Below are 26056 nucleotides of genomic sequence, written 5' to 3'. Positions count from 1 at the left end.
CATGAGGTTCAACGGCACGATGCGCCGCGGACTCGGCGGCACGGCGGCCGCGTTCGCCGTGATGACCGCGCTCACCGCGTCCCAGGCACCGGGACTCGTGGGTCACGACGCGACACCGAAGAAGCCGCAGGAGTCCGACGAGGTCACGTGGTCGCAGGTACCCAACGACGACTCGTACCACACCGAACTGCCGCCGCTCCAGACGCCGGAGCCGCCGAAGGCCGGTGCGAAACAGAGCCCGGTCGCCGCCCGGTCATGGGCCGAGGCGGGCATTCCGGCCACCGTGCTCGCCGCCTACCGCAAGGCGGAGGGCGCACTCGGGAAGACCGACCCCGGCTGCCGGCTGCCGTGGCAGCTGCTCGCGGCGATCGGCAAGGTCGAGTCCGGCCAGGCGGGCGGGGGACGGGTGGACGCCCACGGCACGACGCTCACCCCGATCCTCGGACCGGTCCTGAACGGGGCGGGCTTCGCCGACATCCCGGACACCGACAACGGGGTGTACGACGGCGACCGGACCTACGACCGGGCGGTCGGCCCGATGCAGTTCATCCCCTCCACCTGGGCCCACTGGGGCAAGGACGGCAACGGTGACGGCCGCCGCGATCCGGCCAACATCTACGACGCCGCCCTCGCCGCCGGGTACTACCTCTGCGCCGGACCGCGCGATCTGTCGGTGAAGGCCGATCTGGACCGGGCGATCCTCAGCTACAACCACTCGGACACCTATCTGCGCACCGTGCTGTCCTGGCTGGAGTTCTACCGCAAGGGCAGCCACCCGGTGGCCGACGGCAAGGGCACCGTGCCGAAGAGCCCCGGCGCGGGCGGCCCGAACAAGCCGAAGCATCCGGTCGGCGGCCCCGGCGCCCCCGGTGGCGGCATCATCGTGGGCCCGCAGCCCTCCGGATCGCCCCACCCCTCCCCGTCGGCCATCCCGACTCCCTCCGGATCGCCGACCGGTTCCCCGGACCCCACCGGCTCCCCCGACCCGGGCACCGGCTCGCCCGACCCGACCGACAGCGGATCGGCCACCCCGGACCCCGGCACCAGCCCCGACCCCGGCACCTCGGAGCCGGGCCCCGGCTGCCCGACCGGCTCGCCGACCCCGGACCCGAGCGACACCACCGGGCCCACCGAATCCCCGGAACCCGACCCGACGACGAGCGAGGACCCCTGCGCCACGCCGTCGGGCCCGGCATCTGTCGGCTGACCTCCGACCGGCCCGCTCCGAGGTCACCCGACAGGCGCTCAGCGTCCGCCGGCCGACAGCACCTCCGCCAGGTCGTACCGCACCACCTCTTCCAGCTGCGCGTAGGTGCAGCTGGAAGGGGTACGGTCCGGTCGCCACCGGCGGAACCGGGCGGTGTGCCGGAAACGGTCGCCCTCCATGTGGTCGTACGCCACCTCGCAGACCCGCTCCGGGCCCAGCGCCACCCACGACTGGTCCTTCTTCCCGGACCAGCGGCTCGGCGTCCCGGGCAGCCGGGCGTGCTCGTGCGCCTCGGCATCGGTCCAGGCCGCCCACGGGTGACCGGCGAAATCGACGCGCAGCGGCTCCAGCTCCGCGACCATCTCCTCGCGGCGCTTCATCGAGAAGGCCGCACAGACCCCGACATGCTGGAGCACTCCCGCGGAGTCGTACAGCCCGAGCAGCAGCGAGCCCACGACGGGGCCGCTCTTGTGGAAGCGGTACCCCGCCACCACGCAGTCGGCGGTCCGCTCGTGCTTGATCTTGTACATCACCCGGGTGTCGGGGCGGTACGGCAGATCGAGCGGCTTGGCCACCACACCGTCGAGCCCGGCGCCCTCGTACCGCTCGAACCACTCCTGGGCGAGGGCCGGGTCCGTGGTCGCCGGGGCGAGGTGGACGGGGGCCGAGGCCTCGGCCAGGGCAGCCTCCAGCACGGCACGGCGCTCGGACTGCCGGGCGGAGAGCAGCGAATCGTCCCCCACCGCCAGGATGTCGAAGGCGATCAGACTGGCCGGGGTCCGTTCGGCGAGCAGCCGCACCCGGGAGTCGGCGGGATGGATGCGTTCGCTGAGCCGGTCGAAGTCCAGCCGCCCGTCGTACGCGATCACGATCTCGCCGTCGATCACACAGCGCGGCGGCAGATTGTTCCGGACGGCGGTGACCAGCTCGGGGAAGTAGCGGGTCAGCGGCTTGCCGGTGCGGCTGCCGATCACCACCTCGTCGCCGTCCCGGTGCACGATCGCGCGGAAGCCGTCCCATTTGGCCTCGTACTGCATACCGGGCGGGATCCTGGCCACGGACTTGGCGAGCATCGGCTTCACAGGAGGCATCACCGGCAGGTCCATGGCCCGATTCTCACCCGCCACCGGGTGCAAGTCTCCCGATATGCGCCATATGGGAGCCCGGCCTACCGTGACCGTCATGGGTGCAGCGGTGAAAGCAGTGGAGCTCGAAGCCGACGGACGGGCCGTACGGCTCTCCCATCCGGACAAGGTCTACTTCCCGGAGAAGGGCTACACCAAGAGGGACGTGGCCGAGTACTTCCTCGCCGTGGGCCCCGGCATCACCCGCGCCCTGCGCGACCGGCCCACCACCCTCCAGCGCTTCGTGGACGGCGTCGAAGGCGAGTTCTTCTACCAGAAGCGGGCCCCGAAGAACCTCCCCGACTGGATCCCCACGGCACGGATCGCCTTCCCGAGCGGGCGGCCCGCCGACGAGATCTGCCCCACCGGGCTCGCCGCCGTCATCTGGGCGGCCAACCTCGGCACCCTCACCTTCCACCCCTGGCCGGTCCGCTCCGCCGACACCGACCACCCCGACGAACTCCGCATCGACCTCGACCCGCAGCCCGGAACGGACTACGCCGACGCGGTGCGGGCCGCCCATGAGCTGCGGTCCGTGCTCGACGACCACGGGCTGCGCGGCTGGCCCAAGACCTCCGGCGGCCGGGGCATCCATGTCTTCGTCCCGATCGCACCGGAGTGGACGTTCACCGAGGTCAGACGGGCCACCATCGCCGCCGGGCGCGAACTGGAACGCCGCATGCCGGACCGGGTGACCACGGCCTGGTGGAAGGAGGAGCGCGGCGAACGGATCTTCGTCGACTTCAACCAGACCGCCCGAGACCGCACCATCGCCTCCGCCTACTCCGTACGCCCCCGGCCGTACGCCCCCGTCTCCGCCCCGCTGCGCTGGGAGGAGATCGACGACGCCGAACCGCGCGACTTCGACATCCGGACCATGCCGAAGCGCTACGCCGACCTGGGCGATGTGCACGCGGACATGGACGACCACGCCTTCCGGCTCGACGGGCTGCTGGAGCTGGCGGACCGGGACGAGCGGGAGCGCGGGCTCGGCGACCTGCCGTATCCGCCGGAGTACCCGAAGATGCCCGGCGAGCCGAAACGGGTCCAGCCGAGCCGGGCCCGGCACGACGAGGGCACCGAGGGATGAGTGCGCCCGGCCCGGGGCCCGCCGCACCGCACGGGGCACACGGCAGGCCGCTGACCCGCGCCCAGAAATGGGCCGCGTACAAGGACTCGCCGTACTTCCCGGCGACCGTCCTGGTGTTCATCCTCGCCGCCGCGGCCGGACTCTTCGCCGGTTCCTACACCTACGCGATGGCCAACCCGACCCCGCACCGCATCCCGACCGCCGTGGTCAGCCACCCGGCGACGGAGCGCGGGAGGGCGTTCGTCGCCGGCATGGACAAGGCGCTCGACGCCTCCCTCGACATCCATGTGTTCGCGACCCGGGCCCAGGCCCGCGAGGCACTGGAGAAGCAGGAGGTCTTCGCGATCATGCGGGCCACGGACCGCGGTGTGTCACTGGACGTCGCGAGCGCCTCCGGCGCCGCCGTCGCCCAGCTGCTCACGGAGTCCGCGGCGAAGGTGGGGGCCGAGCTCGGGGAGCCGGTCGCCGTGCGGGACATCAAGCCCCTGCAACGCGGCGACCCGCGCGGTCTCGCCCTGTTCTACATCTCGCTCGCCGCCGTCATCCTCGGTTTCGTCGGCGCGATCCAGCTGAGTGTGCACGCCCGCGCCCTGATCCCACTGGAACGGATCGCCTTCACCATCGCCTACTCACTGCTCGGCGCCTTCGCCATCGCCGCGGTGGTGGACTGGTGGCTGGGCGCGGTGGACCTGCCGTTCTTCCAGTCCTGGCTGATCCTGGCGTTCACCATGTTCACCTCGGGCATGGTCTTCTCCATGTTCAACACCCTGATGGGCCGCTGGGCGATGCTCCCGACCTGGGGCGTCATGGTGCTCCTGGGAAACCCGTCGTCCGGCGGGGCGGTCTCCTGGCCGCTCCTGCCGTCCGTGCTCGGGCACATCGGACGCTGGCTGCCGCCGGGCGCCTCCGTCAACGCCCAGCACACCGCGGTCTACTACCAGGGCCACCAGCGGATCTTCCCGTATCTGGTGCTCGGGGTATGGGCGCTGGTCTCCTGCACGGTGTTCTGGGTGTGGCGCCACCGGCACCCCGGAGGCCGCGACCGCATGCCTCAGCACGCGGCCACGGCCACCTGATCCCGCTTCGGGCTACAGCTCCTTGATGCGGATGTCGCGGTACGAGACCACGTCCGTGGCGCTGTGGACCTGGAGTCCGATGTAACCGGAGGCGTACCGCCGGCCGTCGGTGCCCGGGTCGTCGTCGCGCGGCGGCTCGAAGAGCCGGCCGCCGTCGTTGTCGAACTCGTTCAGCAGGACACCGTTGCGGTAGACGGAGTAGTGCTGGTCCACCACCCGGATCTCGTAGTCGTTCCAGGTGCCCTTGGGCGTGACCCCGGCACCGGCCAGACCGATCCGGTCGAAGCCGTAGACCGAGCCGGTCTTGTACATGTCGCCGTCCGGACGGTCGAGGATCTGCACCTCATGGCCGTACTTGATGGCGACCCACTCGGGACGCGACTCCTCCGGGTTGTCGTGGACGTTCGGGAAGCGGACGAACACCCCGCTGTTGGCGTTGCCCGAGCCCGGTGCGTCGTCGCGCCACTGGAGCTTGAGCGAGAAGTCGCCGTACTGCCGTCCCGGGAACCAGAGCATGCCCATGCCGTCCACCGCGGTGGAGCTGGTGAGGGTGCCGTCCGGGTTGAGCCCGAACTTGCCGCCGCCGACCTGCTGCCACTTGGCGAAGGACGCCGCCGTGCCGTCGAAGAGCTTCTTGTAGCCCTCGTCCTGGCCCGGCAGCCCGATGCCCGACTGCTTGGCCGCCCGGTAGATCTTCTTGTGCTCGCGGGTGTCGATCACACCGGCGGCGAGCAGCTTGTCGAGGACACCGTCGACGTGCTTGAGGAACAGCGCGTGCGACGACCAGTCCTTCTCGTCCTCGATCAGCTCGTTGATCGTGCAGCGGTTGCCCGTGACGCGGTTGGGGACCCCGGTGTCGACCGTGCCGACGATGACGGTGAGCCGCTCGTCGAACTCCGGGCAGTTCGGCGCCGGTACGCCCCCGCTCTCCGCGACGGTGAACGACACCTGCCGTGCGACGGAGGTGTTGCCGGCCTTGTCCGTCGCCCGGTGGGCCACGGTGTGATAGCCGACGCGGTCGACGATGACGGTGCCGGTGTACGCGAGGTACGGGCCGCCGTCGAGCGAGTACTCGACCTTGTCCACGCCCGATTCGGCGTCGGTCGCGGTGATGCTCACCTTGGCGCTGGTGATGTAGGCGTTGTCGGAGTTCTTGGCCCCCTCCACCTTCGCGGAGGTCTCCGGCGGGGTCTTGTCCTGCGTCGGGGGCGCGACGACGGTGAAGTCCACCGACTTCTCGGCCGCCGTGTTGCCCGCCCTGTCGGTGGCCCGGTAGCGGACCTGGTGGGTGCCGGTCCCGTGCACCATCACCGGTGCGGTGTACGGCTGCCAGGCGCCGTCCGCCCCGAGTGCGTACTCGATGGTGTTGACGCCGGACCCGGTGTCGGAGGCGGTCACGGTGACCGTCGCCATCCCCAGGTACCGTCCCTGGTCGTCCTTCTCGCCGGACACCGTCGCCGAGGTCTCCGGCGGCGTCCCGTCATCCGTGGGCGGTGCGGCGACGGTGAAGTCGACGGACTTCCCGGCCGCCGTGTTGCCCGCCTTGTCGGTGGCCCGGTAGCGGATCGTGTGCGTCCCGATCTCGTTGACCACGACGGGTGCGGTGTACGGCTGCCAGGCGCCGTCCGCCCCGAGTGCGTACTCGATGGTGTCGACGCCGGAGCCGTCGTCGGTGGCCGAGACGGTGACCGTCGCCTGGCTGATGTACGCGCCGTCGGCGTTCTTGTCGCCGTCCACCGTCGCCGAGGTGCCGGGCGCCGTGGTGTCCTCGCCGCCACCGCCGTCGGTCACGACGAGGATGCCCTGCATCGCCTCGTGCCCCGGCATGGTGCAGTGGTAGAAGTACCGGCCGGGGGAGAGCGTGACCTCGGCGGTGTGCTTGCCGCCCTGGTCGTCGCCGGGATTGGCCAGGATGTTCAGTGTGACGTCGTTGTTGAACTCCGGGTCCGAGACGCTGAACGTGAGGGTGTGCGGCATCCCCGTGGTGTTCCCGGTGGCCGCGCTGTTCTCGAAGACGATGGTCGCCTTGCCGGCCACCGCGGTCTTCGGGGCGGAGAGATAGTGGTCGATGGGGTCGCCCGCGGTCCAGGTGAGGACCTGATCGGCCGCCGCACCCGCGGGAGCCGCCGTACGGCCGTACGCCGCCGTCGAGGTCAGCCCCAGCACCATCAGGAACGAACCCACCAGCGCGAGCCACAGCCGGGCGGGACGGTACCGCTTTCGCGAGAGAACCGGACGATGTCTCACCGCACTGCCGCCTTCCTGGCCAGATCCCCGGCGGCCGGGGTCGGACCGCCGCCCTTGTACGTCACACGCCACAGCGCGGACTTGGAGTCGGAGGTGAAGAAGCCGCGCCCGTAGTCCAGGACGTACAGCGAACCGTCCGGGGCGAACTTCCAGTCCATCAGGTTGCGGATGCCGTCCGCCCCGACCGGGATGATCTTCCGCAGGGACTCGGCGTGTGTCGGCAGGCCGCCCTTGCCGACCGTCTTCGGGTCGGTGAGCACGGCGTGCCGGGGCTGGGTGTCGTCGTAGAAGTCACCGACGAACCACTTGCCGTCCCAGTAGGAGGGCCACTTGTCGGCGCTGGTGCTCGTCGCGTCGTACCGGTAGACCGGGCCGTTCATCGTGGCCTGGCCGCCGCCCTTGAGCCACGGCAGCAGCTCCTTCTGGTCCTCGACCTTGTAGCTCGGGATGCCGTTCGCGTCGCGCGGGTAGTCCACGCCACCGCCCTGCGGCGAGTACCAGATGGTGTTGGAGGTGACCGGCGGCAGATTCACCAGACCGTCGTTGTTCGGTGACTCGTTCTTCGGGTGGTCGCAGTCGTACCAGCCCAGTGGCTTGGACGGGTCCGGCAGATTGCGGTCCCGGTAGGGCTGCTTGTTGCCCATGCAGTACGGCCAGCCGTGGTTGCCCGCCTTCGTGATCGCGGCGAACGTGTCGTACTTGGCGGGCCCCCAGGTGGTGGAGGGCGCGCCCGCGTCGGGGCCGACCCAGCCCGCGTACAGCGTGTCCGTCGACTTGTCGATGGAGATCCGGGCCGGGTTGCGCACGCCCATCACATAGATCTCGCCGCGGGTCCTGCCGCCGCCCTCGTCGGGCTCCTTGCCGGTGAAGAGGTTGCCCTCGGGCAGTGTGTAGGTGCCGTCGTCCTCCGGGTGGATCCGCAGGATCTTCCCGTTGAGGTTGTTCGTGTTGCCCGCGGTGCGGCGGGCGTCGGCGAACGAGACGCCCTTGTAGTTCGGCTGCGGGTTGTTCCCGGAGTAACCGTCGCTGAAGCCGGAGGAGTTGTTGTCACCGGTCGCGATGTAGAGATTGCCCTTGGAGTCCCAGGCCATCCCGCCGCCCGCGTGGCAGCAGCTGTGGACCTGGACGGGCCAGTGCAGCAGTACCTTCTCCGAGGACAGGTCCAGCTTGTTGGTGGACAGGTCCAGGGTGAAGCGGGAGACCTGGCGCACCGCCATCTGCTTGTCGCGGTCGAGCTTCGCGTGGGGGGTGTAGTGCAGATACACCCAGCCGTTCTTCTCGAAGTCCGGGTCCAGCTCGATGCCGAGCAGCCCCTCCTCGACCTTGACCAGCTCGTCGCCGCCGCCCTTGTTGCCGAAGATCGTCAGCTCACCGGCGAGGGTGACCTTCTTGGTCTTCGGGTCGTAGACGTGGATCTGCCCCTGGCCCTTGCCGATGTCCGGGTCGTTCCAGTCGGTGACGACCGGCCTGCTGCTGTCGGCGCCGCCGCGTCCGATGTACAGCACCCGCCCGTCGGGGGCGGTGACCAGGCCGTGCGGCTCGCCGATCTGGTCGTTCCGTCCCGGCTGGTTGGGCTGGGTGACCCGCTCGGCCTTGTAGTTGGCGTCGATCGTGGCCTTGCAGTCGGCCTGCGAGATCCGGGTCGTCCAGTCCAGCGCGCCGCGCAGATGGTCGCGGAAGTCGGTCTCCGCGAAGCTGTCGACCGTACCGCCCATGGCGGTGTAGAAGGACCGGCCGCCGTCGTAGTCGCGGCACCAGGAGACCGGGTGGTCCCAGCCGTTGGCGCTCGCGCCCGGCTTGTAGGTGAGCTCGCGGACGCGTGCCACGGTGTGCACATCGCCGGACGGGTTCTCCGTCCAGTTCAGCCACTTGTCGGGGCGCTTCCACTCCAGCGGGAGGTTCTTGGTCGCCGGATGCTGCCGGTCGCCGACCTCGACCGTCGCACGTTGTACGGCGGTCGGGCTGTCCGCCGCAGGGCGGGCGCCGACCAGGCCGGTGAACCAGTCCGAGTACGGTTCGGTGCGCGCGGCGTCATGGATGCCGAGGAAGCCGCCACCCGCCTCCATGTACGCCTCCAGACCGGCCTCCTGCTCCGGGTCCAGGACGTCGCCGCCGCCGGTCAGGAAGACCACGGCGTTGTACCTGCCGAGCTGCTTGGCCTTGGTGAAGACCGCGGGGTCGTCCGTGGCGACGGTCTTGAACCGGCCGGCCTCCGGGCCGGTGAGACCGATCTTCTCGATGGCCGCGATCCCGGCGTCGACCGTCGGGGACTCCTCGGTCGCCGAGGCGTGGAACACCAGCACCTTGACGTCGGCGCCGCCCGGCGGCGACGGCAGGGACAACGTTGTCGCCCGGGAGTCGGGCGGTTCCGGATAGGGCTTGGCGTCGGCCGTACCGGCGCCGAGCAGGGAAGCGGTCAGTGCGCCGGCCGCGAGGCCCACCGCGAGGCCGCGTCGCGATCTGGACCGGTGATGTGGTGCGCGCTGCATGTGGTCACCCACCCCTCTTTGGTCACTGCAACAGCGCATGAAGCTAGACCTCTTTTCGCGGTCCGCCAATAGCTATGGCGGCAATTGCACGAACTTTGTCCTGGCTGTGGATAAACGGAGATCCTCCGGCTACGGTGTGGGCCGTCCGGGGCGGGTCGACGCTCCAAATTCCTTGGCTCAGTGGGGAGTTCGGCATGGACAGAAGGAGCTTCAACCGGCGGATGCTGGTCGGTGGCGGAGTGGCGGCCGCGACCGGCCTGACATCGTTGTCCCTCGGGTCGATCGACGCCAGCTCGGCGGAACCCGCGCTGGACACCGCCCCGGCGGGCGGTGCGGTCCGCCATCTCAAGCTGTACGCCGAGAAACTGGCGGACGGTCAGATGGGATACGGCCTGGAGAAGGGGAAGGCGTCGATCCCCGGCCCGCTCATCGAGGTCAACGAGGGCGACACCCTGCACATCGAGTTCGAGAACACGGCGGACATACCGGTCAGCCTCCATGCGCACGGCGTCGACTACGACATCGCGAGCGACGGCACCCGGATGAACAAGAGCATCGTCGAACCCGGCGGCACCCGTACCTACACCTGGCGCACCCACGCCCCCGGCCGGCGCAAGGACGGCACCTGGCAGCCGGGCAGCGCGGGCTACTGGCACTACCACGACCATGTCGTCGGCACGGACCACGGCACCGGCGGCATCCGCAAGGGCCTCTACGGTCCGCTCGTCGTCCGGCGCAAGGGCGACATCCTGCCGGACAAGACGATCACGATCGTCTTCAACGACATGACGATCAACAACAAGGCGGCCCACGAGAGCCCGAACTTCGAGGCCACGGTGGGGGACCGGCTCGAAGTCGTCATGATCACGCACGGCGAGTACTACCACACGTTCCACATCCACGGTCATCGCTGGGCGGACAACCGGACCGGACTGCTCACCGGCCCCGACGACCCGAGCCGGGTCATCGACACGAAGATCGTCGGCCCGGCGGACTCCTTCGGCTTCCAGGTCATCGCGGGCGAACACGTGGGCGCGGGCGCCTGGATGTACCACTGCCATGTGCAGAGCCACTCCGACATGGGCATGGCCGGGCTGCTGCTGGTCGCCAAACCGGACGGCACCGTGCCCGGGTACGACCCGCACGACATGATGACCCACGGCAAGGCGGCTCCCGGCAAGGCCGAGCCCGGGAAGGGGGCGCCCGCCGGTGAAGCCCCCGCGAAGGAGGCGGCCGGCAAGACGTCCGGAAGCCGTGCGAAGAGCACGGCAGCGCACGGCCCGGAGGCGCACGGATCCTGACTCCGCCGGTCCGCGGGTGCCGACGCCGCCGGGCGGCGCCCGCGGACCGGCGGCGTCAGCCCTCCCGCACCTCGGGCGCCGTCTCGTCCACCGCGGCCGTCCCGTCGGTTCCGTCGATCTCGACCGCTTCGTCCATCGCGGGGGTGGCGTCCGTCGTGGTCGTCGCGGTCGCCAGGCGCAGCTGTTCCTCCTCGACGATGCGTCTGGCCAGGGCCCCGTCCGACACGTCCACGGCGTCCGGGGTCGTCTCGGCGACGTCGCTGCGCCGCGCGTAGAGGTCGAACAGCCGCTCCTTGCGGGCCAAGATGTCCAGCATCCGTTCGTCGACGCTGTCGGCCACGAGGAGCCGGTGCACCTGGACGGTCCGTATCTGCCCCATCCGATGCGCGCGGGCCACCGCCTGGTGCTCCATCGTCGGCTTGATCTGCGGTTCGCAGATGATGACGACCGACGCCGACTGCATGTTCAGCCCGACCCCGCCCGCCTGGATCTGGCTGAGCAGCACGGCATGGCCGTCCACGGCACCGAAGTCGTCGATGAGGCGCTGGCGGCGGGGGGCGGGGATGCTCCCGGAGAGCGGGCCGAACACGGGTGATTCCAGGGCCTGTCCGACCGTGTGGAGCACCTCGCGGAAGTAGGAGAACACCACGACCTTCAGGCCGTTGCCCGCGGCCTCGGCCACCAGCTCGCGCAGCCGGTTCAGCTTCGCGGACGTGGCGGGCCGGGCATACGCGGCCCGGCGCATCCGCATGAAGTGCCCGGCGCCCACCGCCTCGCGGTAGGCATCGAGATCACCGGGGCTGAACCGCTCCCACTCGTCGACCTGCACCAGCGCGGGAAGCTCGGTCAGCACATCCACCTGGTTGCGCCGCAGATAGGCCGGGGCGACCGCTCTGCGGAAGGCCAGCGAACCGGCGGCTCCATGGGTGGTGTGTATCGAGGGGGCCAGCTCCGGCTGGAGATGACGGACCAGGCTGCGGAACTCCTCGACGCGGTTCTCCATGGGCGTGCCGGTCAGGAACAGGACCCGTTCGGTGTGCTGCGTCCAGCCGGACACCGCCCGGGACCGGCGGGTGGCGGGGTTCTTGACGTAGTGGGCCTCGTCGACCACCAGCATTCCGGGCCGCAGTCCGCAGTCCGCGGCGGCCGGGAGCGTGTGCAGGGCGTCGAACGTGGTGAGCGCGACGCCTCCGTCGCGACTCCACACGTCGAAGGCGGACTGCCGTTCGGGGCCGTGCACCGGCAGGGTGCGCAGGGTGGAGCGGGCGCGGATCTCGCGCGCCCAGTTGATCAGCACGCTCGCCGGGCAGACCACCAGGAAGTGCGTCTCGCCCCGCGCCGAGAGATGGGCGAGCGCGGCGATGGCCTGAACGGTCTTGCCGAGCCCCATCTCGTCGCCGAGGATCACCCGCTTCTGCGCGAGCGCGAACCGCGCGCCGAAGGACTGGTAGCCGCGCAGCGAGACACGCAGATGGGCGTCGTCCAGCCGCAGACCACGCACCCGGTCCGCCATCCCGGACGGCAGGAACCCCTCGGCCGCGTCCCGGTCGGGGCCCGCGCCGGACATCTCGGCGAGCAGGCTGTAGTACTCGGCGGACCGCAGCTCGAAATCCACCCACGCCGCGATGTCCGACTCCGGGGCCCGCAGCAGATCGACCGAGACCTGCCCGAACAACAGGGACAGCTCGCGCCCCTCCGCCTCGGCGACGGCGGTGTGCACCTCGGCGACGGCCTCCAGCGCCCGGGAGCGGGCCTGCCGTCCGGTGAACAGCATGCGCAGCCGCCCGCGCGCCGGCCCCGCCGCGTCCAGCAGGGGTTGGAGCCTGCCGACGAGCCGGCCCGCCGCGTCCACCGCCCGCCGGACGTCGGGACCGGCGTCGACCAGCCGGTGCACCGCGATGACCAGGGCGGTCGTGGCCTCGTCCGGGGCGTCCACGTCTATCCGGACGGCGACCGTCTCCCGCACCGCGTGGGCGATCTGCCCGGCCGCGGCCAGCACCTGGTCGGCGGTCTGCGCACCGACCCCGGGGATCTGCCGCAGCTCGTAGCGGTTGGCCTCGTGGACCTGGCCGACGGTCGTGAAACCGGCCTGCTCGACCGCGCCGAGCCGCAGCCTGCCCTCGGTGACGTCCTTGAGCCGGGAGGCCGGGATGGCGGCGAGCTCCCGGCGGACGAGCGCGTCGAGCAGCGGATCCAGCGCGGTGTGCACGGCACCGACGGCACGGGTGTGGTCGGCCAGCACCGCGTGCGCGGTCGCCAGCAGTTGCTCGGCCCGCGTCAGCAGCTCCCGGGCGGCCCTTCCCGTGAGCGCCCCGTCCTCCGTCGGCCCGGCCTGTGTCATGTACGTCCCTCTGTCCGCGCAGCCCGGCTGCCGTCCTGCCCGGCACCTGCCCCGGACGGCTCCTATCGTGCCACGCGGCACCGACAGCGCGGCTGCTCAGGGCGTGGGCGGCCGGCGCTCGGCGGGGGAGAGCAGCAGGACCTCCAGCGCCCGTGCGCAGGAGCGGGCCTGCGCGAGGAACCAGTCGGTGCGGGCGTCCGTGATCACGGCCGGTGTGGCCCGGACCGCCAGTGCGAAGCGGGCATGACCGGCGCCGTCCAGGACCGGGACCGCCAGGGTCCGCACCCCGTGGGCCGACTCGCCGTCGTTGAGCGCGTAGGCCTCGGACCGTACCTTCGCCAACTCGGCCTCCAGGGCCGCTGGTTCGACGATCGTGCGGTCGGTGAACGCGGGCAGCGGAGGCAGCGAGGCGGGCCCGCTCTCGCCCGGCCGGGCCCAGGCCAGCAGGACCTTGCCGAGCGCCGTGGAGTGCAGGGGCCTGCGCAGCCCCACCTTCGGTGTGACCGAACCGCCCGCGACGATCACCGCATGGGGGCCGCTGCGCAGCGCCAGGTCGGCGGTGGCGCCGGTGCGCTCGGCGAGATCGGTGAGCTCGGGGGCGGCCAGATGCAGACCCCGCTGGTGGTACGAGAGCCTGCCCAGCTCGGTCACGGCGGGGCCCAGCCGGTAGCGGGAGGTGCGGGCGTCCTGCTCCAGGAAGCCCGCACCGAGCAGGGTGCGGGCCAGCCGGTGCGCCGTGGAGACGGAGAGCCCGAGGCGGCGGGCGAGGTCGGAGGCGCTGACATCGGGGCCGTTGTCATGGAAACAGTGCAGGACGTCCAGGGCGCGCTGAACCGCCTGGGCGCCACCGGGAGCACGTGCCTCCGTGGCCTCGGTCATATCGGATCACTCTCCGCTCGTGAGGGGATGGCGGGGTATGTGGTTGCCACATTACGGGAGTTGGGATTCCGGGAAACCGGGTGGCGAAACACTGTGTTCACACTGAATCCCACATCATGGGAAGCGAGTTGTGGGAGGGCCTCGGCGCGTGGCAGTCTCAGCACGTCATCACCGACGAGCAGAAGGGAGCAGTGCCATGGCCGGACGCCGAACCGCGACCCCCGCCCACGCCGCTCCGGTCCTGCTCGCCCTGACACTGCGCCGTCACATCGACCTCGCGCGGGTCTCCAGCGCCGCCTGTCGCTGACACCCCTCTCCTCTTCTCCCGCGTTCCCCACTCATCCTCCGCCGCGCTCCGCCGCGGCCGGGGCCTTCGGCCGTACCCGGTGTCCGCGTCCCGGCGTGCCGCCTCCCACCCTCCGCTTCGCCGACCCCTCGGGAAGACCCCCATGACGCATGCCGTCCTGCCCCGGACGCTCTGGTTCACCCGCTGTCCCGTCCCCACCGCGACCGGCATCGCCGCCGACCGCCGGTGGCTCACCGAAGAGTTCGCCCCCGACGGCATCACGGTGCGGTCCCTCCAGGACGCCGCGCCCGGTGCCGACCCGGCCGCCCACTTCACCCACGCCCTGCCGGGCCTGTTCCGCGAAGGCGGCAACGTGCCCGCCCTGTGGGCCCGTTCACGCGGGGAGCGGACCCGGCTGATCGGCCTCACCTGGATCGAGGAGCGGCAGACCGTACTCGTCCGTCCCGGCTCCGGGATCCGGGGCGTGGCGGCCCTGCGCGGACTGCGGCTCGCCGTTCCCGTGCACGACATCGCCATCGACTTCTGGCGGGCCATGGCCCTGCGCGGCTTCGAGGGCGCGTTGGCCGCCGCCGGACTCGCCCCGGACGACGCCACGTTCGTCGACGTGCCCGCCGCCGGACACCGGGGCCAGTGGGCCGCCGAGCTGGCGGCGCTGCGGCGCGGTGACGTGGACGCCGTGTACGTGAAGGGCGCGCTGGCCGTCGAGGCAGCCCGGCGCGAGGGCGCGGAGGTCGCCGTCGAACTCGACGACTTGGCCGACCGCCGGTTCCGGATCAACAACGGCACCCCGCGCCCCATCACCGTCCACCAACAGCTCCTCGACGACCACCCCGGCCTCGTCGACCGCTTCCTCGCCGTCCTGCTCCGGGCCGCCGACTGGGCCACCGAGCAGCCCGCCGAGGTCGCCCGCATCCTCGGCGCCGAGACCGGCGCGGGCGCCGACGGAGTCGCCGGGGCCTACCGACCGGGCACCCATCTCACCCTCCACCCCGATCTCTCCCCGGACCGTCTGGCCCTGCTCACCGAGCAGGAAGCCGGACTGCGCGCCCACGGCTTCCTGCCCGAACCCGTCGACATCACGGCCTGGGCCGACCCCGAGCCGCTGCGCCGCGCCACCGCGCTGGCCGCCTCCCGCCCCGCCCACCGCGTCCCATCCCCCTGAGTTGTGAGGTCTCCGACACCATGAACCCGTCCCGACCACTGCGCACGGCCGCCGCCCCCGCGCTGCTCACGGCCACCGCGCTCCTCGCCCTCACCGCCTGCGGCTCCTCCGAGGCCGACAGCGGAGGCCAGGGCGCCAAGGGCACGGTGGACATCCGTATCCCCGACCCCGGCAACTCCGGTGTCCTCGCCCTCGGCAAGAAGGACGGCAGCCTCGACAAGGCGCTCGCGAAGGTCGGCGCCACCGTGCGCTGGACCGGCAGCGCGGGCCCCTTCGCCCCGGCGGCCCAGGCGATGAACGCCGACCAGCTGGACATCGCCACCGGCTCCATCACCTCCGGGATCACCTCCCTCGCCCAGCGCCCCGGCTTCAAGTTCTTCACCGCGGTCGACCCGGACGCGGCCGGTGAGGGCATCCTCGTCAAGAACGGCTCCGGCATCGCGTCGGTCAAGGACCTCATCGGCAAGAAGGTCGCCGTCAACCAGGGCGGCACCGGCGAGTACCTGCTGCTGAAGGCGCTCGCCAAGGCCGGCATCCCCGCCGACAAGGTCGAGCGGGTCTATCTGCGGCCCGACCAGACGGCCGCCGTGTTCAACACGGGCAAGGTCGACGCCTGGGCCGTCTGGGCGACCTACGCCGTGGCCGAGATCGGCGGCGGCAAGGCGCACTTCGTCGCCGACGGTGCCGCGATCGGATCCGACAACTACAGCCTCAACGCCGTGCGCACCGGCTTCGCCGAGCAGCACCCCGAGATCGTCAAGGCGCTCCACCGCTACCTCCACGACGCCAGCGCCAAGGAGAAGCAGGACCCCGCCGCGTACCTCAACGTCTTCACGGATGTCGGACCGACCGCCGTCACCGGCAAGGCGAAGGAGGTCCAGGCCGCGTTCACCCGCGAGGGCGGCACGGTCGATCCCATCGGAACCGAGGACATCAAACGCTTCGAGGACGTCGCCGACTTCTACGCCGAGCAGAAGGTCACCACGGACAAGGTCGACGTCGCCGCCCACCTCCTCGACATCGAGAAACTGAAATGAGCGACGCCGGCCTGCACCCGGGCCTCGTCCGGCCCCGCCCCCAGCGGCGCAAGGCCCGCGGCCGGACCTGGTCCGCGACCGTCCGGGCCCTCGGCCCTCTCGCCCTCCTCGCGCTGTGGTGGGCGGCGTCCGCCACCGGGCTCCTCACCCCCGACGTCCTCGCCTCGCCCGCCGAAGTGCTGCGCGCGGTGGGGGAGCTGTGGGGCAACGGGCAGCTGCCCGACGCACTCACCACCTCCCTCACCCGCTCCGGCCTCGGCCTCCTCATCGGGCTCGCCGCCGGGCTGGTCCTCGGCATCACCACCGGATTCACCCGCCTCGGCGACGAACTCCTCGACTCCTCCATCCAGACCCTGCGTACCATCCCGTTCCTCTCCCTGGTGCCCCTGTTCATGGTCTGGTTCGGGATCAACGAGACCGCGAAGATCCTCCTCATCGCCGTCGCCACCACCTTCCCCATGTACGTCTCGACATCGAGCGGGGTGCGCGACACCGACCCCAGACTCATCGAGGCCATGCGCAGCTTCGGCATGGGCCGGTTCGCCCTCGTGCGCGAGGTCGTCCTGCCCGGAGCCCTGCCGTCCCTGCTCGCCGGGCTGCGGCTCTCCATGACCCTCAGCGTCATCGCCCTGATCGCCGCCGAGGAGATCAACGCGACGGCAGGCATCGGCTATCTGATGTCCCAGGCACAGAGCTACGCCCGCACCGACATCCTCGCCGTCTGCATCCTCGTCTACGGGCTGCTCGGCCTCACCGCCGACATCGTCGTACGGCTGCTGGAACGCGTACTGATGCCCTGGCGCACCCCACAGGGAGCCACCCGATGACCGACCCGACTCCCCGGCCGGCGGTCCGGGTACGCGCACTGCGCCGCGTATTCGGCGACCGCGCCGTGCTCGACAGCCTCCGACTCGACATCGCACGGGGCGAGTTCGTCGCCCTGCTCGGCGCGAGCGGAAGCGGCAAGACGACCCTGCTCCGCATCCTGGGCGCCCTCGACGGCGCCGACGGCGGAGAGGTCCTCGTCCCCGAGGCCCGCACCGTCGTCTTCCAGGAACCCCGCCTCGTACCGTCGAAGAAGGTCCTCGCCAATGTGACGGTGGCCCTGCCGCGCGGCCGCTCCGCGCACGGGCTGCGGGCCCTGGCCGAAGTCGGCCTCGAACGGCACGCCGACGCCTGGCCCGCCACCCTCTCCGGCGGCGAGGCGCAGCGCGTCGCCCTCGCCCGCGCCCTGGTCCGCGAACCCGAACTGCTGCTGCTCGACGAGCCGTTCGCCGCACTCGACGCCCTGACCCGGCTGAAGATGCAGGACCTGGTGGGCGAGCTGTGCCGCAAGCACCGGCCCGCCGTCCTCCTCGTCACCCACGACGTGGACGAAGCCGTACGGCTCGCGGACCGGGTCGCCGTGCTGCGCGACGGCCGGCTGATCACCGACGAACCGGTCACCGTCGACCGGCCGCGCGACCCCGGCGATCCCGCCTTCGGAGCCCTGCGCCGACGCCTCCTCGACGACCTCGGGGTCGAGGCGGCCCCGCACCACCCCTCAAACGCCCCTGAACGTACCGAAGTCGGAGTGATCTGAATGACCATCACCATCGGTGTGCACAGCAGCAACCCGTCCCTCTACCACCTGTACCACCTCTCCCGGCTCGGCCTCGCCCAGGAGGAACTGGCCCCGCTCGGCGAGACCGTCGTCTTCCACCCGTACACCAACGGCGTCCGCACCGGCGAACTCCTCAGCCGGGGCGTCATCGACTTCGGCGGCACCGGCTCCACCCCGCCGGTCACCGCCCAGGCCGCCGGTCACGACATCGTGTACACCGCGGTCTCCGCCCCGCGCCCCGAACACGGCGCGCTCCTCGTCCCCGAGGACAGCCCCGTGCACACGGTCGCCGACCTCAAGGGCGCCACCGTCCACCTCGCGATCGGCTCCTGGCAGACCCATCTGATCGCCAAGGCACTCGACGACGCCGGGCTCTCCTACGCCGACGACATCACCGCGGTCCGCAGCACCGACGACAGCGAGGAGCTGCTGCGCACCGGCGCCGTCGCCGCCTGGGTGGCCCAGGGCGCCCAGCTCGCCGCCGCCCGCCGCAACGGCGGTCTGCGCACCCTGGTCCGCACCGGCGACATCATCAGCGACCGCTCCGTCTTCTTCGCCCGCCGCGACCTGGCCGAGAGCCGGCCCGAGGTGATCGAGGCGCTCACCCGCGCCCTGAGGCGCGCCGACGACTGGGCGGCGGCCAACCCCCGCCGGGCGGCCGAGATCGCCGCCGCCGACCTCGGCGGATCCGCCGACGACTGGGAGACCGCGCTGCGCGCCCTGCCCTGGACGATCGAACCCGTCACCGACGCGTTCATCGCCGAGCAGCAGGAAGCGGCCGACATCTTCCACCGCACCGGCTTCATCGACCGCCCGGTCACCGTCGCCGACGCGCTGGCCGGTGCCGGTGCGGACAAGGCGGCATGACGACATGGCTACCGAAGTCCTCTGGTACATCATCCCGCGCGAAGGCGCCTACCCCTGGGAGCCCGAGGGGCGGCGGCCGGTCGACCTCGGCTACCTCGCCCAGCTCGCGGGCACCGTCGAACGCCTCGGCTACAGCGGCGCGCTGCTCGCCACCGACCTGTACGACGTCTGGCCGCTCGGCAGCGCGCTGGCGGCCTCCACCAGCACCCGGTTCAAGCCCCTGCTGGCGGTCCACCCCGGTCTGATCTCGCCCACCCTGCTGGCCAAGATGGCCCTCAGCTTCGACAACCTCTTCGGCGGCCGGCTCCGCTTCAATGTCGTCAACGGCTCGACGAAGTCGCTCCAGGAGTACGGACTCCACGTGGAGCACGACGAGCGGTACGAACTGAGCGCCGAATACTGGTCGATCGTGAAACGGCTCACCGCGGGTGAGGTCTTCGACCACCAGGGCCGCTTCTACGACCTGAAGAACGCGGGCGCCTCCTTCAGGGAGCTGAAACCGGTCCAGGAGTCGCACATCCCGCTGTGGTTCGGCGGCTCGTCCGACCCCGGCATCGAGATGGCGGCCGAGCACGTCGACGTCTTCCTCACCTGGGGCGAACCCCCGCACCTGCTCAAGGAGAAGCTGGACCGGGTCAGGGAACGCGCCGCCGCGTACGGCCGCACGCTCAGGATCGGGCTCCGCCTCCACCTCATCGTCCGCGACACGGAGGACGAGGCCTGGGCGGCGGCGGACCGGCTCCTCGACGTGACGAGCGACGCGACGTACGCCCGCCAGCTCGGCGACCGGGCGGGCGAGGACGGCGTGGGCTGGCAGCGGCAGTTCCGCCAGCACGGCGGCAAGGTTCCCGCGCACGCCCGGGAGCTGGAGGCGCACCCCAACATGTGGCCGGGCATGAGCCTGTTCCGCCCGGGGCCGGGCACCGCGGTCGTCGGCTCGACGGCCCAGGTCGTCGAGCGGCTCGGGGAGTTCCAGGACCTGGGCGTCGACACCTTCATCCTCTCCGGCAACCCGCTGCTGGAGGAGGCCTACCGAGTGGCCGAGACGGTGCTCCCGGCACTGGGGATCACGCGCTGACCCCGTCCGGGGAGCGGGAGCGTACAGGGCAGGGCACCCCGCTTCCCGGCGGGCCGCGTCGCGCCGATCCGGACGCGCGGGCGCCGCAGAGCTGACCGGAAGTCATCGGCGCGCCGCATTGATGGCGCGTTGATCAGTCGTTTATCGCGACCGGGCACTGTGGACCGCATGCTGATCAACACCATGACCGACCCCGCGCTCGCCTGGCAGGAGACAGCGCTGTGCGCCCAGGCGGGGCCCGAGTTCTTCTTCCCCGCCCCCGGCAGCTCGACCCGCGAGGCCAAGCAGCTCTGCAACGCCTGCGAGGGGCGCGAGGCCTGCCTGGAGTACGCCCTCGCCAACGACGAGCGCTTCGGCGTCTGGGGCGGACTGTCCGAAAAGGAGCGGGAGCGGCTGCGCAGAACCGGCCGCGCGTAGGTCGCCCCCGCGCGCTCCTTCCGGCGCGCGCGGAGCTGATCAGGGAAGACGCGGGGCAGCCGGAGGCTGTGCGGAACCGGGGGCCGTATGAGGACAGCGGCACCGGCCTGGGACGATGTCCGGATGAATGATCACGACCGGGACAGTCTGCTCGCGACGGCCGTGCGGCTGCGCACCGAGGGCCACCGGGAGGAGGCACGGCAGCGACTGCTGTCCCTCGCCGCCGCATTCCCCGAGGACGCGGAGGTCGCCTACCAGACCGCCTGGGCCCACGACGTGCTCGGCCTGGAGGCCGAGGCGGTGCCGTTCTACGAACGCTCCCTGTCCGGGACCGGGCTGTCCGAGGAGGACCGCAGGGGCGCGCTGCTCGGCCTGGGCAGCACCTGCCGGGTGCTCGGGCAGTACGAGAAGGCCGTCGAGGTGCTGCGCGGCGGGGCCGAACAGTTCCCCGACGACGGGGCGCTGCGGACGTTCCTCGCCATGGCCCTCTTCAACACCGGCGAGCACCACGAAGCCATGCGGCTGTTGCTGGAACTGCTCGCGGCCGGGAGCACGGACCCGTCCGTGCACCAGTACCGGGCGGCGATCGAGCACTATGCGAGGGACCTGCACGAAACGGTATGAGACCGGTGCGGGGCGCCGGTCCGCCGGGCAGGGGCCCGTGGCGGCGCCCCCTCCGGCGGACCGGCGGCCTCCCGGGCCGTCAGGCCCCGGCGCGCGCCGCCATCCGCGCCCTGCGGGCCGCCAGCTTCTCGTCGAACTTGGACGCCTCGCTGTCCAGGCCGCCCATGTACAGGCCCAGCTCCTCCTGCGCCTTCAGGCCCTCGGGGCCCAGGCCGTCGATGGAGAGGATCTTCAGGAAGCGCAGAACGGGCTGGATCACGTCGTCGTGGTGGATGCGCATGTTGTAGATCTCGCCGATCGCCATCTGCGCGGCGGCCCGCTCGAAGCCCGGCATGCCGTGACCGGGCATCCGGAAGTTGACGACGACATCGCGCACGGCCTGCATCGTCAGGTCCGGGGCGAGCTCGAAGGCCGCACCGAGGAGGTTGCGGTAGAAGACCATGTGCAGGTTCTCGTCGGTCGCGATCCGCGCCAGCATGCGGTCGCAGACCGGGTCGCCCGACTGGTGGCCGGTGTTGCGGTGCGAGACGCGCGTGGCCAGCTCCTGGAACGCCACGTACGCCACCGAGTGCAGCATCGAGTGGCGGTTGTCCGACTCGAAGCCCTCCGCCATGTGCGCCATCCGGAACTGCTCCAGCTTGTCCGGGTCGACCGCCCGCGAGGTGAGCAGGTAGTCACGCATCACGATGCCGTGCCGCCCCTCCTCCGCCGTCCAGCGGTGCACCCAGGTGCCCCAGGCGCCGTCGCGGCCGAAGAGGGAGGCGATCTCGTGGTGGTAGCTGGGGAGGTTGTCCTCGGTCAGCAGGTTCACCACCAGCGCGATCTTGCCGATGTCGGTGACCTTGGACTGGTCGGCCTGCCAGGCCTCGCCGTCCTCGAAGACGCCGGGGAAGTTCCGTCCGTCGGAGAACGGCACGTACTCGTGGGGCATCCAGTCCTTGGCGACCTTGAGATGGCGGTTGAGCTCCTTCTCCACCACCTCTTCCAGGGCGTACAGCAGCTGGGCGTCGGTCCACGCCTTCGGGCTGCCGAGGTGGGGAGCGGTGATCGTCACGGGGGACTCCTGGGGACGGGAGAATTACCTACGGATACGTAGGTTACGAGACCGTAGGTTAAAGCGGAGGTAAGCCCACCGCCAAGCCGGTCGACGCGATGCCCGGTTACATGACGTTATGAGTGGGGGCCGGTCGCGGCCGCGCCTCCGCGGGCGGCGCACGGCGGCGGCGATCCGCCCCGGTGGGCGGTGGATGCCGGGACCGGCCGGCCCCCGGCCGCGGGGCGCTCTGAGCTGTCGGCGTACTCGGAGCGAAACGCGTGTGTGTGGGGGGCAACGGCACGGTCGGGCCGCACGGTCAGAGCAGATGGTCCGCCGCGCCGGACTTCACCGCGGAGATCAGCGCCCGCAGCGCCTCCACGGAGTCGCTGACATGGGCGGTGGCGTCCGTGGTGGAGCCGATGTACGCCCTGCCCTGGTCGTCGAGTCCGAAGCGGAAGCAGTTGGCGCCCTCGCTGCAGAAGGCTTCGTCCCACCGGATGTCGGTCATGGTCACTCTCCTCAGAGGTCCTGGGCTATGGAACGGATGAAGTCGCGCGACTCCTCGACGGGCAGCGCGAGTGCACGCAGGCGCTCCAACAGGCCGCGATAGCGGCGCAGTTGCATGTCGGAGTCCAGCAGCATCGAACCATGCGAGGAATCGAGCTGTACGGTGTCGAGCTGCGGCACCGCCGCGCCCACGTAGGTGAACGACTGTCCGGCGCCCGGGAAACCACCGGCCGCGAACGGGATCACCCGGACGGTGATCCGGTCCCGCTCGGACTGCCCGAGGATGTGGTCCAGCTGGGCCCGCGCCACCTTCGGGCCGCCGAACTGCATGCGCAGTGCCGCCTCGTGGACCACGGATTCGTACAGCGGCGGAACGTCCCGTTCCAGCACCTCCTGGCGGCGCAGCCGCAGCGACAGCCGGGCCAGCAGATCGGGTCCGGGCAGTCGGGGATCGGCGGTGTCGAAGACCGCCCGCGCATGCTCCTCGGTCTGGAGCAGGCCGGGGATGTGTGTGGTGGTGGAGGTGGTCAACTCCACCGCGTGGTATTCGAGTTCGGCGATGTCGAGCAGTGCCGGAGGCAGCAGTCCGCGATGCTCCTCCCACCAGCCCCTGGCGCGCTCCTGGGCCATCGCGGCGAGCAGGTCGACCAGTCCGGTGTCCGGGCATCCGTAGTTGAAGGCGAGCGTGCGCACCCGCTCGGCGCTGATGCCGAACCGTCCCGATTCGATGTTCGGGATGCGGGTGCGGTCGACGCCGAGCAGTGCGGCCGCCTGCTGTACCGGCATGCCCGACTGCTCGCGCAGTTTGCGTAGTTCATACCCGAGTCGCTGCTGCCGGGCGGTCGGGGTGCTTCTGGGCGGCAAGGCGTGGCTCCTTCCGGTGCGGGGGAACGAAATGACCGGAACCGCACAACTGGTAGCACTGTGCTCCATGGTGCGCTACGGTCGGTAGCGCAAGTCTCACACGGGGCGACCGCGCCTATGTGTGATCGTCACCACAATTACCGAAATGTGAGCATCTTGATGAAAGGCGCACTGCGTTGTCTCCCGGCTGTCGCATCTGCCGGGCCCCACCCGCCGGTGGCCGACAACCTGAGTTATTCGTTCGCACTGCCCGGCGGTGCCTTCTGCGCCGGTCTCGCCCGCGGTGCCGTCGGTGACCTCCTCACCCGGCACGGCCTCACGGAGCTCCGCGAGACAGCGGTCCTGGCCGCCTCCGAACTGGTCGGCACCGCCTACCGGTTCACCCCGGACCGGGAGATGCTGTTGCGGGTGCACTGGCAGTTCGACGCGCTCCGCATCACCCTCTACGACCAGCACCCCTCCCACCGCTCGGCCGTGAAGTCCGAGGAATGCCGGGAGCGCCGCAGCGAGAGCATGTGGCTGCTGGCCGCCGCGGTCGACGCGCACGGCGGGGACTGGGGTCTGGCGCCCGCGCTGACTCCGTCCGGCGGCTGCAAGGCCTGGGCCTTACTCCACCGATGACCCGCACGGTCCGCACACTCCGCCACTCCTCCGGCGGTGCGGGCCCGCCGGGCACGAGGTCAGCAGGGGCCGCCGAGCAGATCGGTCAGACCGCGATCGAGATCCAGGAACCGGTGTTCGTCGCCGACCGGCACCATGCCCTGCGCCCGTTCCAGGAAGCGGCGCAGCTCCGCCGTGCGGACGTGCACCATCGCGATTCCCTCGGCGGCATGGAACTCCAGGACCGTACGGTCGTAGCCGAACGGCCTGACGCGTACGTCCCCGACACCGGCCGGTCCGTCCATCCCCGCCGCCAGCAGCTCGCGGGAGAACTCCCAGGAGACCTCGGTGCCCTCCAGGGTCGCCGGGGCGGGAAACGCCATGCGTACGGCGAACGGATCCTTCGGGTCGTACTTCAGGGTGGCGGGAAGGGTCTCCATCCGCGGCGCGGATGCGACCATGCGGGCCTGCACGGACTGCTGGATGACGGTGGACAAGACCTGCTCCCTTTCTCGGCCAGATGAACGGTTCCCGGCACTGATACAGACGACGGAAATCCCGCATCCGTGCACCGGGAGGTGGCGTGAGCTGTATCACCGCCCGCAGCCGCCCTCGCGGCGCGTTTCCGGTGAGCCCTGGACTGGTACACGACTCGTGGGCTAGCTTCCAGCGCCATGAGGGTCAAGGGGAAGACGAGACGACTGATGTCATGGGGGCTCTGTGCGGCGGCGCTGACCGCCACACTGTCCACACCGGCGGCCGCGGCGGCACCGGGGGACGGGCACCGGCCCGGCGAGCGGCCGGTCTGGACGCTCACCGACACCGGAACGGACGCCCGCTTCCGCGGTCTTGCCGCCGTCAGCCGTCGCACCGCCTGGGTGGCGGGTACGAAGGGCACGGTGCTGCGCACGTCCGACGGCGGCCGGCACTGGCGCGATGTGTCACCGCCCGGCGCGGCACAGGAGGCGCTGGAGTTCCGTGACATCGAGGCCTTCGACGCCCGGCGCGCGGTGGCGCTGGCCATCGGGGAGGGCGAGGCCTCGCGGGTGTACCGCACGGCCGACGGGGGAGCGACCTGGACGGAGTCGTTCCGCAACACCGACGCGCGTGCCTTCTACGACTGCCTGACCTTCTTCGACAGCCGGCACGGGCTGGCGATGAGCGATCCGGTGGACGGGAAGTACCGCATCCTCTCCACCGCCGACGGCGGCCGGAACTGGCGGGTGCTGCCCACCGGGGGCATGCCCGAGGCGCAGGCCGGTGAGGCCGGATTCGCCGCCAGCGGCCAGTGCCTGGTCTCGTCGGGCCCCCGGGACGTCTGGCTGGCGACCGGCGGCGCCGCCACCGCACGGGTGCTGCACTCCGCCGACCGCGGGCTGACCTGGACCGCGTCCGCATCGACGATCCCGGCCGGCGACCCGGCCCGGGGCGTCTTCGGCCTGGCCTTCCGCGACCGCCACCACGGCATCGCGGTCGGCGGCGACTACCGGCCCGGAGAGCCCTCACCGGACGCCGCCGCCGTGACGGGCGACGGCGGCCGTACCTGGCGGCGGGCCGCGGCCCAGCCGCCCGCCTACCGCTCGGGCGTCGCCTGGCTGCCGCACAGCAGGTCCGGCGCGCTGGCGGTCGGCCCGACCGGCACCGACCTCACCACGGACGGCGGCCGCACCTGGCGCACGGTCGACACCGGGTCGTACGACACCGTCGACTGCGCACCGGACGGCGGCTGCTGGGCCGCGGGCGAGCAGGGACGGGTGGCGCGCGCCGGGCGCTGAGCGCGGCCGTGACTCCTCCGGAGGCGGGACGGACCCCGGCCCGCCTCCGGACGAGAGATCCCGCTACCCGGGCAGCTGCTGGCGGTACGGGGCGAGTTCCTCCGAGGTCTTCGTCGCGATGAACTCCGTGATCCGGTACGCGCAGACGCCCTCGGCCGAGAACGGATCCGCCGCCACGATCTCCTCGATCCGGGCTCGGTCGTCCCCCACGGCGAGGATCATCCCGCCGTCGCGCGGATTCTTGCGGCCCGAGGCGATGAACACCCCGGCCGCGTACTGCGTGTCCAGCCAGGCGACATGGTCCGACAACAGCGCGTCCACGCGCTCGACGGGTGCGGTGTAGGTCAACTCCAGTACGAACATGATCGCCAGGCTACGGGACACGGTCCGGCGGCCCCCGGGCACCGTCCCCGGTCCCACCGGCC

25 protein-coding genes are annotated in these 26056 nt (G+C 71.4%); 15 read left to right on the top strand and 10 right to left on the bottom strand.

The window, feature by feature from the left end; translation table 11 throughout:
• The first annotated feature begins 1 nt into the window (after position 1).
• Entirely contained in the window at positions 2-1207 is a 1206-nt protein-coding gene (locus tag GA0115234_RS38870; protein WP_093551223.1) for a lytic transglycosylase domain-containing protein, read from the top strand.
• 38 nt (positions 1208-1245) lie between these two features.
• Here the strand turns inward: GA0115234_RS38870 and GA0115234_RS38865 are convergent, their stop codons facing one another.
• Positions 1246-2313, bottom strand: coding sequence for an ATP-dependent DNA ligase (locus tag GA0115234_RS38865; RefSeq protein WP_093551221.1), 1068 nt, complete (start codon positions 2311-2313; stop codon positions 1246-1248).
• 97 nt (positions 2314-2410) lie between these two features.
• Here GA0115234_RS38865 and ligD point away from each other — a divergent pair, with 97 nt between their 5' ends.
• Positions 2411-3421: a non-homologous end-joining DNA ligase gene (gene ligD, locus GA0115234_RS38860; RefSeq protein ID WP_093551219.1), complete on the top strand. Its 1011-nt coding sequence runs from the start codon at positions 2411-2413 to the stop codon at positions 3419-3421.
• Positions 3418-4497 (top strand): hypothetical protein, encoded by a 1080-nt coding sequence (locus GA0115234_RS38855; protein ID WP_093551217.1) that lies wholly within the window; start codon positions 3418-3420, stop codon positions 4495-4497. The genes ligD and GA0115234_RS38855 overlap by 4 nt, the downstream gene beginning before the upstream one ends.
• A 12-nt stretch (positions 4498-4509) precedes the next feature.
• Here the strand turns inward: GA0115234_RS38855 and GA0115234_RS38850 are convergent, their stop codons facing one another.
• Entirely contained in the window at positions 4510-6666 is a 2157-nt protein-coding gene (locus GA0115234_RS38850; RefSeq protein WP_237542117.1) for an OmpL47-type beta-barrel domain-containing protein, read from the bottom strand.
• A gap of 74 nt (positions 6667-6740) precedes the next feature.
• The gene (locus GA0115234_RS38845; protein WP_093551559.1) at positions 6741-9233 is read right to left on the bottom strand and encodes a ThuA domain-containing protein; all 2493 of its coding nucleotides are present in this window, start codon (positions 9231-9233) and stop codon (positions 6741-6743) included.
• Between the two features lie 194 nt (positions 9234-9427).
• On the opposite strand from GA0115234_RS38845, the gene GA0115234_RS38840 reads away from it, so the two are divergent.
• Entirely contained in the window at positions 9428-10534 is a 1107-nt protein-coding gene (locus tag GA0115234_RS38840) for a multicopper oxidase domain-containing protein (RefSeq protein WP_237542106.1), read from the top strand.
• Positions 10535-10589: 55 nt separating this feature from the next.
• On the opposite strand, the gene GA0115234_RS38835 is transcribed toward GA0115234_RS38840, so the two are convergent.
• Together GA0115234_RS38835 and GA0115234_RS38830 are read right to left on the bottom strand one after the other, a co-directional pair.
• Complete coding sequence (locus tag GA0115234_RS38835) at positions 10590-12875, bottom strand: DEAD/DEAH box helicase (protein ID WP_093551213.1); 2286 nt, start codon at positions 12873-12875, stop codon at positions 10590-10592.
• Between the two features lie 96 nt (positions 12876-12971).
• Entirely contained in the window at positions 12972-13754 is a 783-nt protein-coding gene (locus GA0115234_RS38830) for an IclR family transcriptional regulator (RefSeq protein ID WP_093551212.1), read from the bottom strand.
• 196 nt (positions 13755-13950) lie between these two features.
• Between GA0115234_RS38830 and GA0115234_RS44555 the strand changes: the two genes are divergently transcribed.
• The 9 genes from GA0115234_RS44555 to GA0115234_RS38790 all read left to right on the top strand — a co-directional run bounded on the left by GA0115234_RS44555 (position 13951) and on the right by GA0115234_RS38790 (position 20849).
• Positions 13951-14061, top strand: coding sequence for a putative leader peptide (locus GA0115234_RS44555; protein WP_327271637.1), 111 nt, complete (start codon positions 13951-13953; stop codon positions 14059-14061).
• Positions 14062-14203: 142 nt separating this feature from the next.
• Entirely contained in the window at positions 14204-15223 is a 1020-nt protein-coding gene (locus GA0115234_RS38825) for an ABC transporter substrate-binding protein (RefSeq protein ID WP_093551210.1), read from the top strand.
• A 20-nt stretch (positions 15224-15243) separates the two neighbouring features.
• The gene (locus GA0115234_RS38820) at positions 15244-16260 is read left to right on the top strand and encodes an ABC transporter substrate-binding protein (protein WP_093551208.1); all 1017 of its coding nucleotides are present in this window, start codon (positions 15244-15246) and stop codon (positions 16258-16260) included.
• A complete protein-coding gene (locus GA0115234_RS38815; RefSeq protein WP_093551206.1) occupies positions 16257-17087 on the top strand; it encodes an ABC transporter permease in 831 nt (276 codons plus the stop codon). The genes GA0115234_RS38820 and GA0115234_RS38815 overlap by 4 nt, the downstream gene beginning before the upstream one ends.
• Positions 17084-17842: an ABC transporter ATP-binding protein gene (locus GA0115234_RS38810; protein WP_093551204.1), complete on the top strand. Its 759-nt coding sequence runs from the start codon at positions 17084-17086 to the stop codon at positions 17840-17842. Before GA0115234_RS38815 ends, GA0115234_RS38810 begins: the two co-directional genes overlap by 4 nt.
• Positions 17843-18730, top strand: a complete 888-nt coding sequence (locus GA0115234_RS38805; RefSeq protein ID WP_093551202.1) for an ABC transporter substrate-binding protein — start codon at positions 17843-17845, stop codon at positions 18728-18730. It begins immediately after the preceding gene.
• A gap of 4 nt (positions 18731-18734) precedes the next feature.
• A complete protein-coding gene (locus GA0115234_RS38800) occupies positions 18735-19808 on the top strand; it encodes an LLM class flavin-dependent oxidoreductase (protein WP_093551200.1) in 1074 nt (357 codons plus the stop codon).
• Between the two features lie 168 nt (positions 19809-19976).
• Positions 19977-20225 carry a WhiB family transcriptional regulator gene (locus tag GA0115234_RS38795; protein ID WP_093551557.1) on the top strand — a complete coding sequence of 83 codons (249 nt, stop codon included), beginning with the start codon at positions 19977-19979 and terminating at the stop codon, positions 20223-20225.
• Between the two features lie 123 nt (positions 20226-20348).
• Positions 20349-20849 carry a tetratricopeptide repeat protein gene (locus tag GA0115234_RS38790; protein ID WP_093551199.1) on the top strand — a complete coding sequence of 167 codons (501 nt, stop codon included), beginning with the start codon at positions 20349-20351 and terminating at the stop codon, positions 20847-20849.
• A 79-nt stretch (positions 20850-20928) separates the two neighbouring features.
• Here the strand turns inward: GA0115234_RS38790 and GA0115234_RS38785 are convergent, their stop codons facing one another.
• The 3 genes from GA0115234_RS38785 to GA0115234_RS38775 form a co-directional block, all read right to left on the bottom strand.
• Positions 20929-21903: an acyl-ACP desaturase gene (locus GA0115234_RS38785; RefSeq protein ID WP_093551197.1), complete on the bottom strand. Its 975-nt coding sequence runs from the start codon at positions 21901-21903 to the stop codon at positions 20929-20931.
• A gap of 298 nt (positions 21904-22201) precedes the next feature.
• On the bottom strand, positions 22202-22393 hold the full coding sequence (locus GA0115234_RS38780; RefSeq protein WP_093551195.1) for a hypothetical protein: 192 nt from the start codon (positions 22391-22393) through the stop codon (positions 22202-22204).
• An 11-nt stretch (positions 22394-22404) separates the two neighbouring features.
• The gene (locus GA0115234_RS38775) at positions 22405-23256 is read right to left on the bottom strand and encodes a Scr1 family TA system antitoxin-like transcriptional regulator (protein WP_093551193.1); all 852 of its coding nucleotides are present in this window, start codon (positions 23254-23256) and stop codon (positions 22405-22407) included.
• Between the two features lie 216 nt (positions 23257-23472).
• Here GA0115234_RS38775 and GA0115234_RS38770 point away from each other — a divergent pair, with 216 nt between their 5' ends.
• Complete coding sequence (locus tag GA0115234_RS38770) at positions 23473-23877, top strand: ATP-binding protein (RefSeq protein WP_256088924.1); 405 nt, start codon at positions 23473-23475, stop codon at positions 23875-23877.
• A gap of 59 nt (positions 23878-23936) precedes the next feature.
• On the opposite strand, the gene GA0115234_RS38765 is transcribed toward GA0115234_RS38770, so the two are convergent.
• Positions 23937-24353 (bottom strand): SsgA family sporulation/cell division regulator, encoded by a 417-nt coding sequence (locus tag GA0115234_RS38765; RefSeq protein WP_093551189.1) that lies wholly within the window; start codon positions 24351-24353, stop codon positions 23937-23939.
• 177 nt (positions 24354-24530) lie between these two features.
• Here GA0115234_RS38765 and GA0115234_RS38760 point away from each other — a divergent pair, with 177 nt between their 5' ends.
• Positions 24531-25631: a WD40/YVTN/BNR-like repeat-containing protein gene (locus tag GA0115234_RS38760; RefSeq protein WP_176729397.1), complete on the top strand. Its 1101-nt coding sequence runs from the start codon at positions 24531-24533 to the stop codon at positions 25629-25631.
• Positions 25632-25694: 63 nt separating this feature from the next.
• Here the strand turns inward: GA0115234_RS38760 and GA0115234_RS38755 are convergent, their stop codons facing one another.
• Positions 25695-25994: a YciI family protein gene (locus GA0115234_RS38755; RefSeq protein WP_093551185.1), complete on the bottom strand. Its 300-nt coding sequence runs from the start codon at positions 25992-25994 to the stop codon at positions 25695-25697.
• Between the last annotated feature and the right edge of the window lie 62 nt (positions 25995-26056).

Source organism: Streptomyces sp. DvalAA-43 (assembly GCF_900091725.1).
Lineage (GTDB): Bacteria > Actinomycetota > Actinomycetes > Streptomycetales > Streptomycetaceae > Streptomyces > Streptomyces pulveraceus.
Note: the sequence above shows the minus strand (reverse complement) of the source record. Positions and strands in the feature narration are given on the sequence as shown.

Coding starts and splice junctions, on each gene's coding strand:
- GA0115234_RS38870 (WP_093551223.1), top strand. CDS start 2: ATGAGGTTCAACGGCACGATGCGCCGCGGACTCGGCGGCACGGCGGCC.
- GA0115234_RS38865 (WP_093551221.1), bottom strand. CDS start 2,313: ATGGACCTGCCGGTGATGCCTCCTGTGAAGCCGATGCTCGCCAAGTCC.
- GA0115234_RS38855 (WP_093551217.1), top strand. CDS start 3,418: ATGAGTGCGCCCGGCCCGGGGCCCGCCGCACCGCACGGGGCACACGGC.
- GA0115234_RS38850 (WP_237542117.1), bottom strand. CDS start 6,666: ATGGTGCTGGGGCTGACCTCGACGGCGGCGTACGGCCGTACGGCGGCT.
- GA0115234_RS38845 (WP_093551559.1), bottom strand. CDS start 9,233: ATGCAGCGCGCACCACATCACCGGTCCAGATCGCGACGCGGCCTCGCG.
- GA0115234_RS38840 (WP_237542106.1), top strand. CDS start 9,428: ATGGACAGAAGGAGCTTCAACCGGCGGATGCTGGTCGGTGGCGGAGTG.
- GA0115234_RS38835 (WP_093551213.1), bottom strand. CDS start 12,875: ATGACACAGGCCGGGCCGACGGAGGACGGGGCGCTCACGGGAAGGGCC.
- GA0115234_RS38830 (WP_093551212.1), bottom strand. CDS start 13,754: ATGACCGAGGCCACGGAGGCACGTGCTCCCGGTGGCGCCCAGGCGGTT.
- GA0115234_RS44555 (WP_327271637.1), top strand. CDS start 13,951: ATGGCCGGACGCCGAACCGCGACCCCCGCCCACGCCGCTCCGGTCCTG.
- GA0115234_RS38825 (WP_093551210.1), top strand. CDS start 14,204: ATGACGCATGCCGTCCTGCCCCGGACGCTCTGGTTCACCCGCTGTCCC.
- GA0115234_RS38820 (WP_093551208.1), top strand. CDS start 15,244: ATGAACCCGTCCCGACCACTGCGCACGGCCGCCGCCCCCGCGCTGCTC.
- GA0115234_RS38815 (WP_093551206.1), top strand. CDS start 16,257: ATGAGCGACGCCGGCCTGCACCCGGGCCTCGTCCGGCCCCGCCCCCAG.
- GA0115234_RS38810 (WP_093551204.1), top strand. CDS start 17,084: ATGACCGACCCGACTCCCCGGCCGGCGGTCCGGGTACGCGCACTGCGC.
- GA0115234_RS38805 (WP_093551202.1), top strand. CDS start 17,843: ATGACCATCACCATCGGTGTGCACAGCAGCAACCCGTCCCTCTACCAC.
- GA0115234_RS38800 (WP_093551200.1), top strand. CDS start 18,735: ATGGCTACCGAAGTCCTCTGGTACATCATCCCGCGCGAAGGCGCCTAC.
- GA0115234_RS38795 (WP_093551557.1), top strand. CDS start 19,977: ATGCTGATCAACACCATGACCGACCCCGCGCTCGCCTGGCAGGAGACA.
- GA0115234_RS38790 (WP_093551199.1), top strand. CDS start 20,349: ATGAATGATCACGACCGGGACAGTCTGCTCGCGACGGCCGTGCGGCTG.
- GA0115234_RS38780 (WP_093551195.1), bottom strand. CDS start 22,393: ATGACCGACATCCGGTGGGACGAAGCCTTCTGCAGCGAGGGCGCCAAC.
- GA0115234_RS38760 (WP_176729397.1), top strand. CDS start 24,531: ATGAGGGTCAAGGGGAAGACGAGACGACTGATGTCATGGGGGCTCTGT.
- GA0115234_RS38755 (WP_093551185.1), bottom strand. CDS start 25,994: ATGTTCGTACTGGAGTTGACCTACACCGCACCCGTCGAGCGCGTGGAC.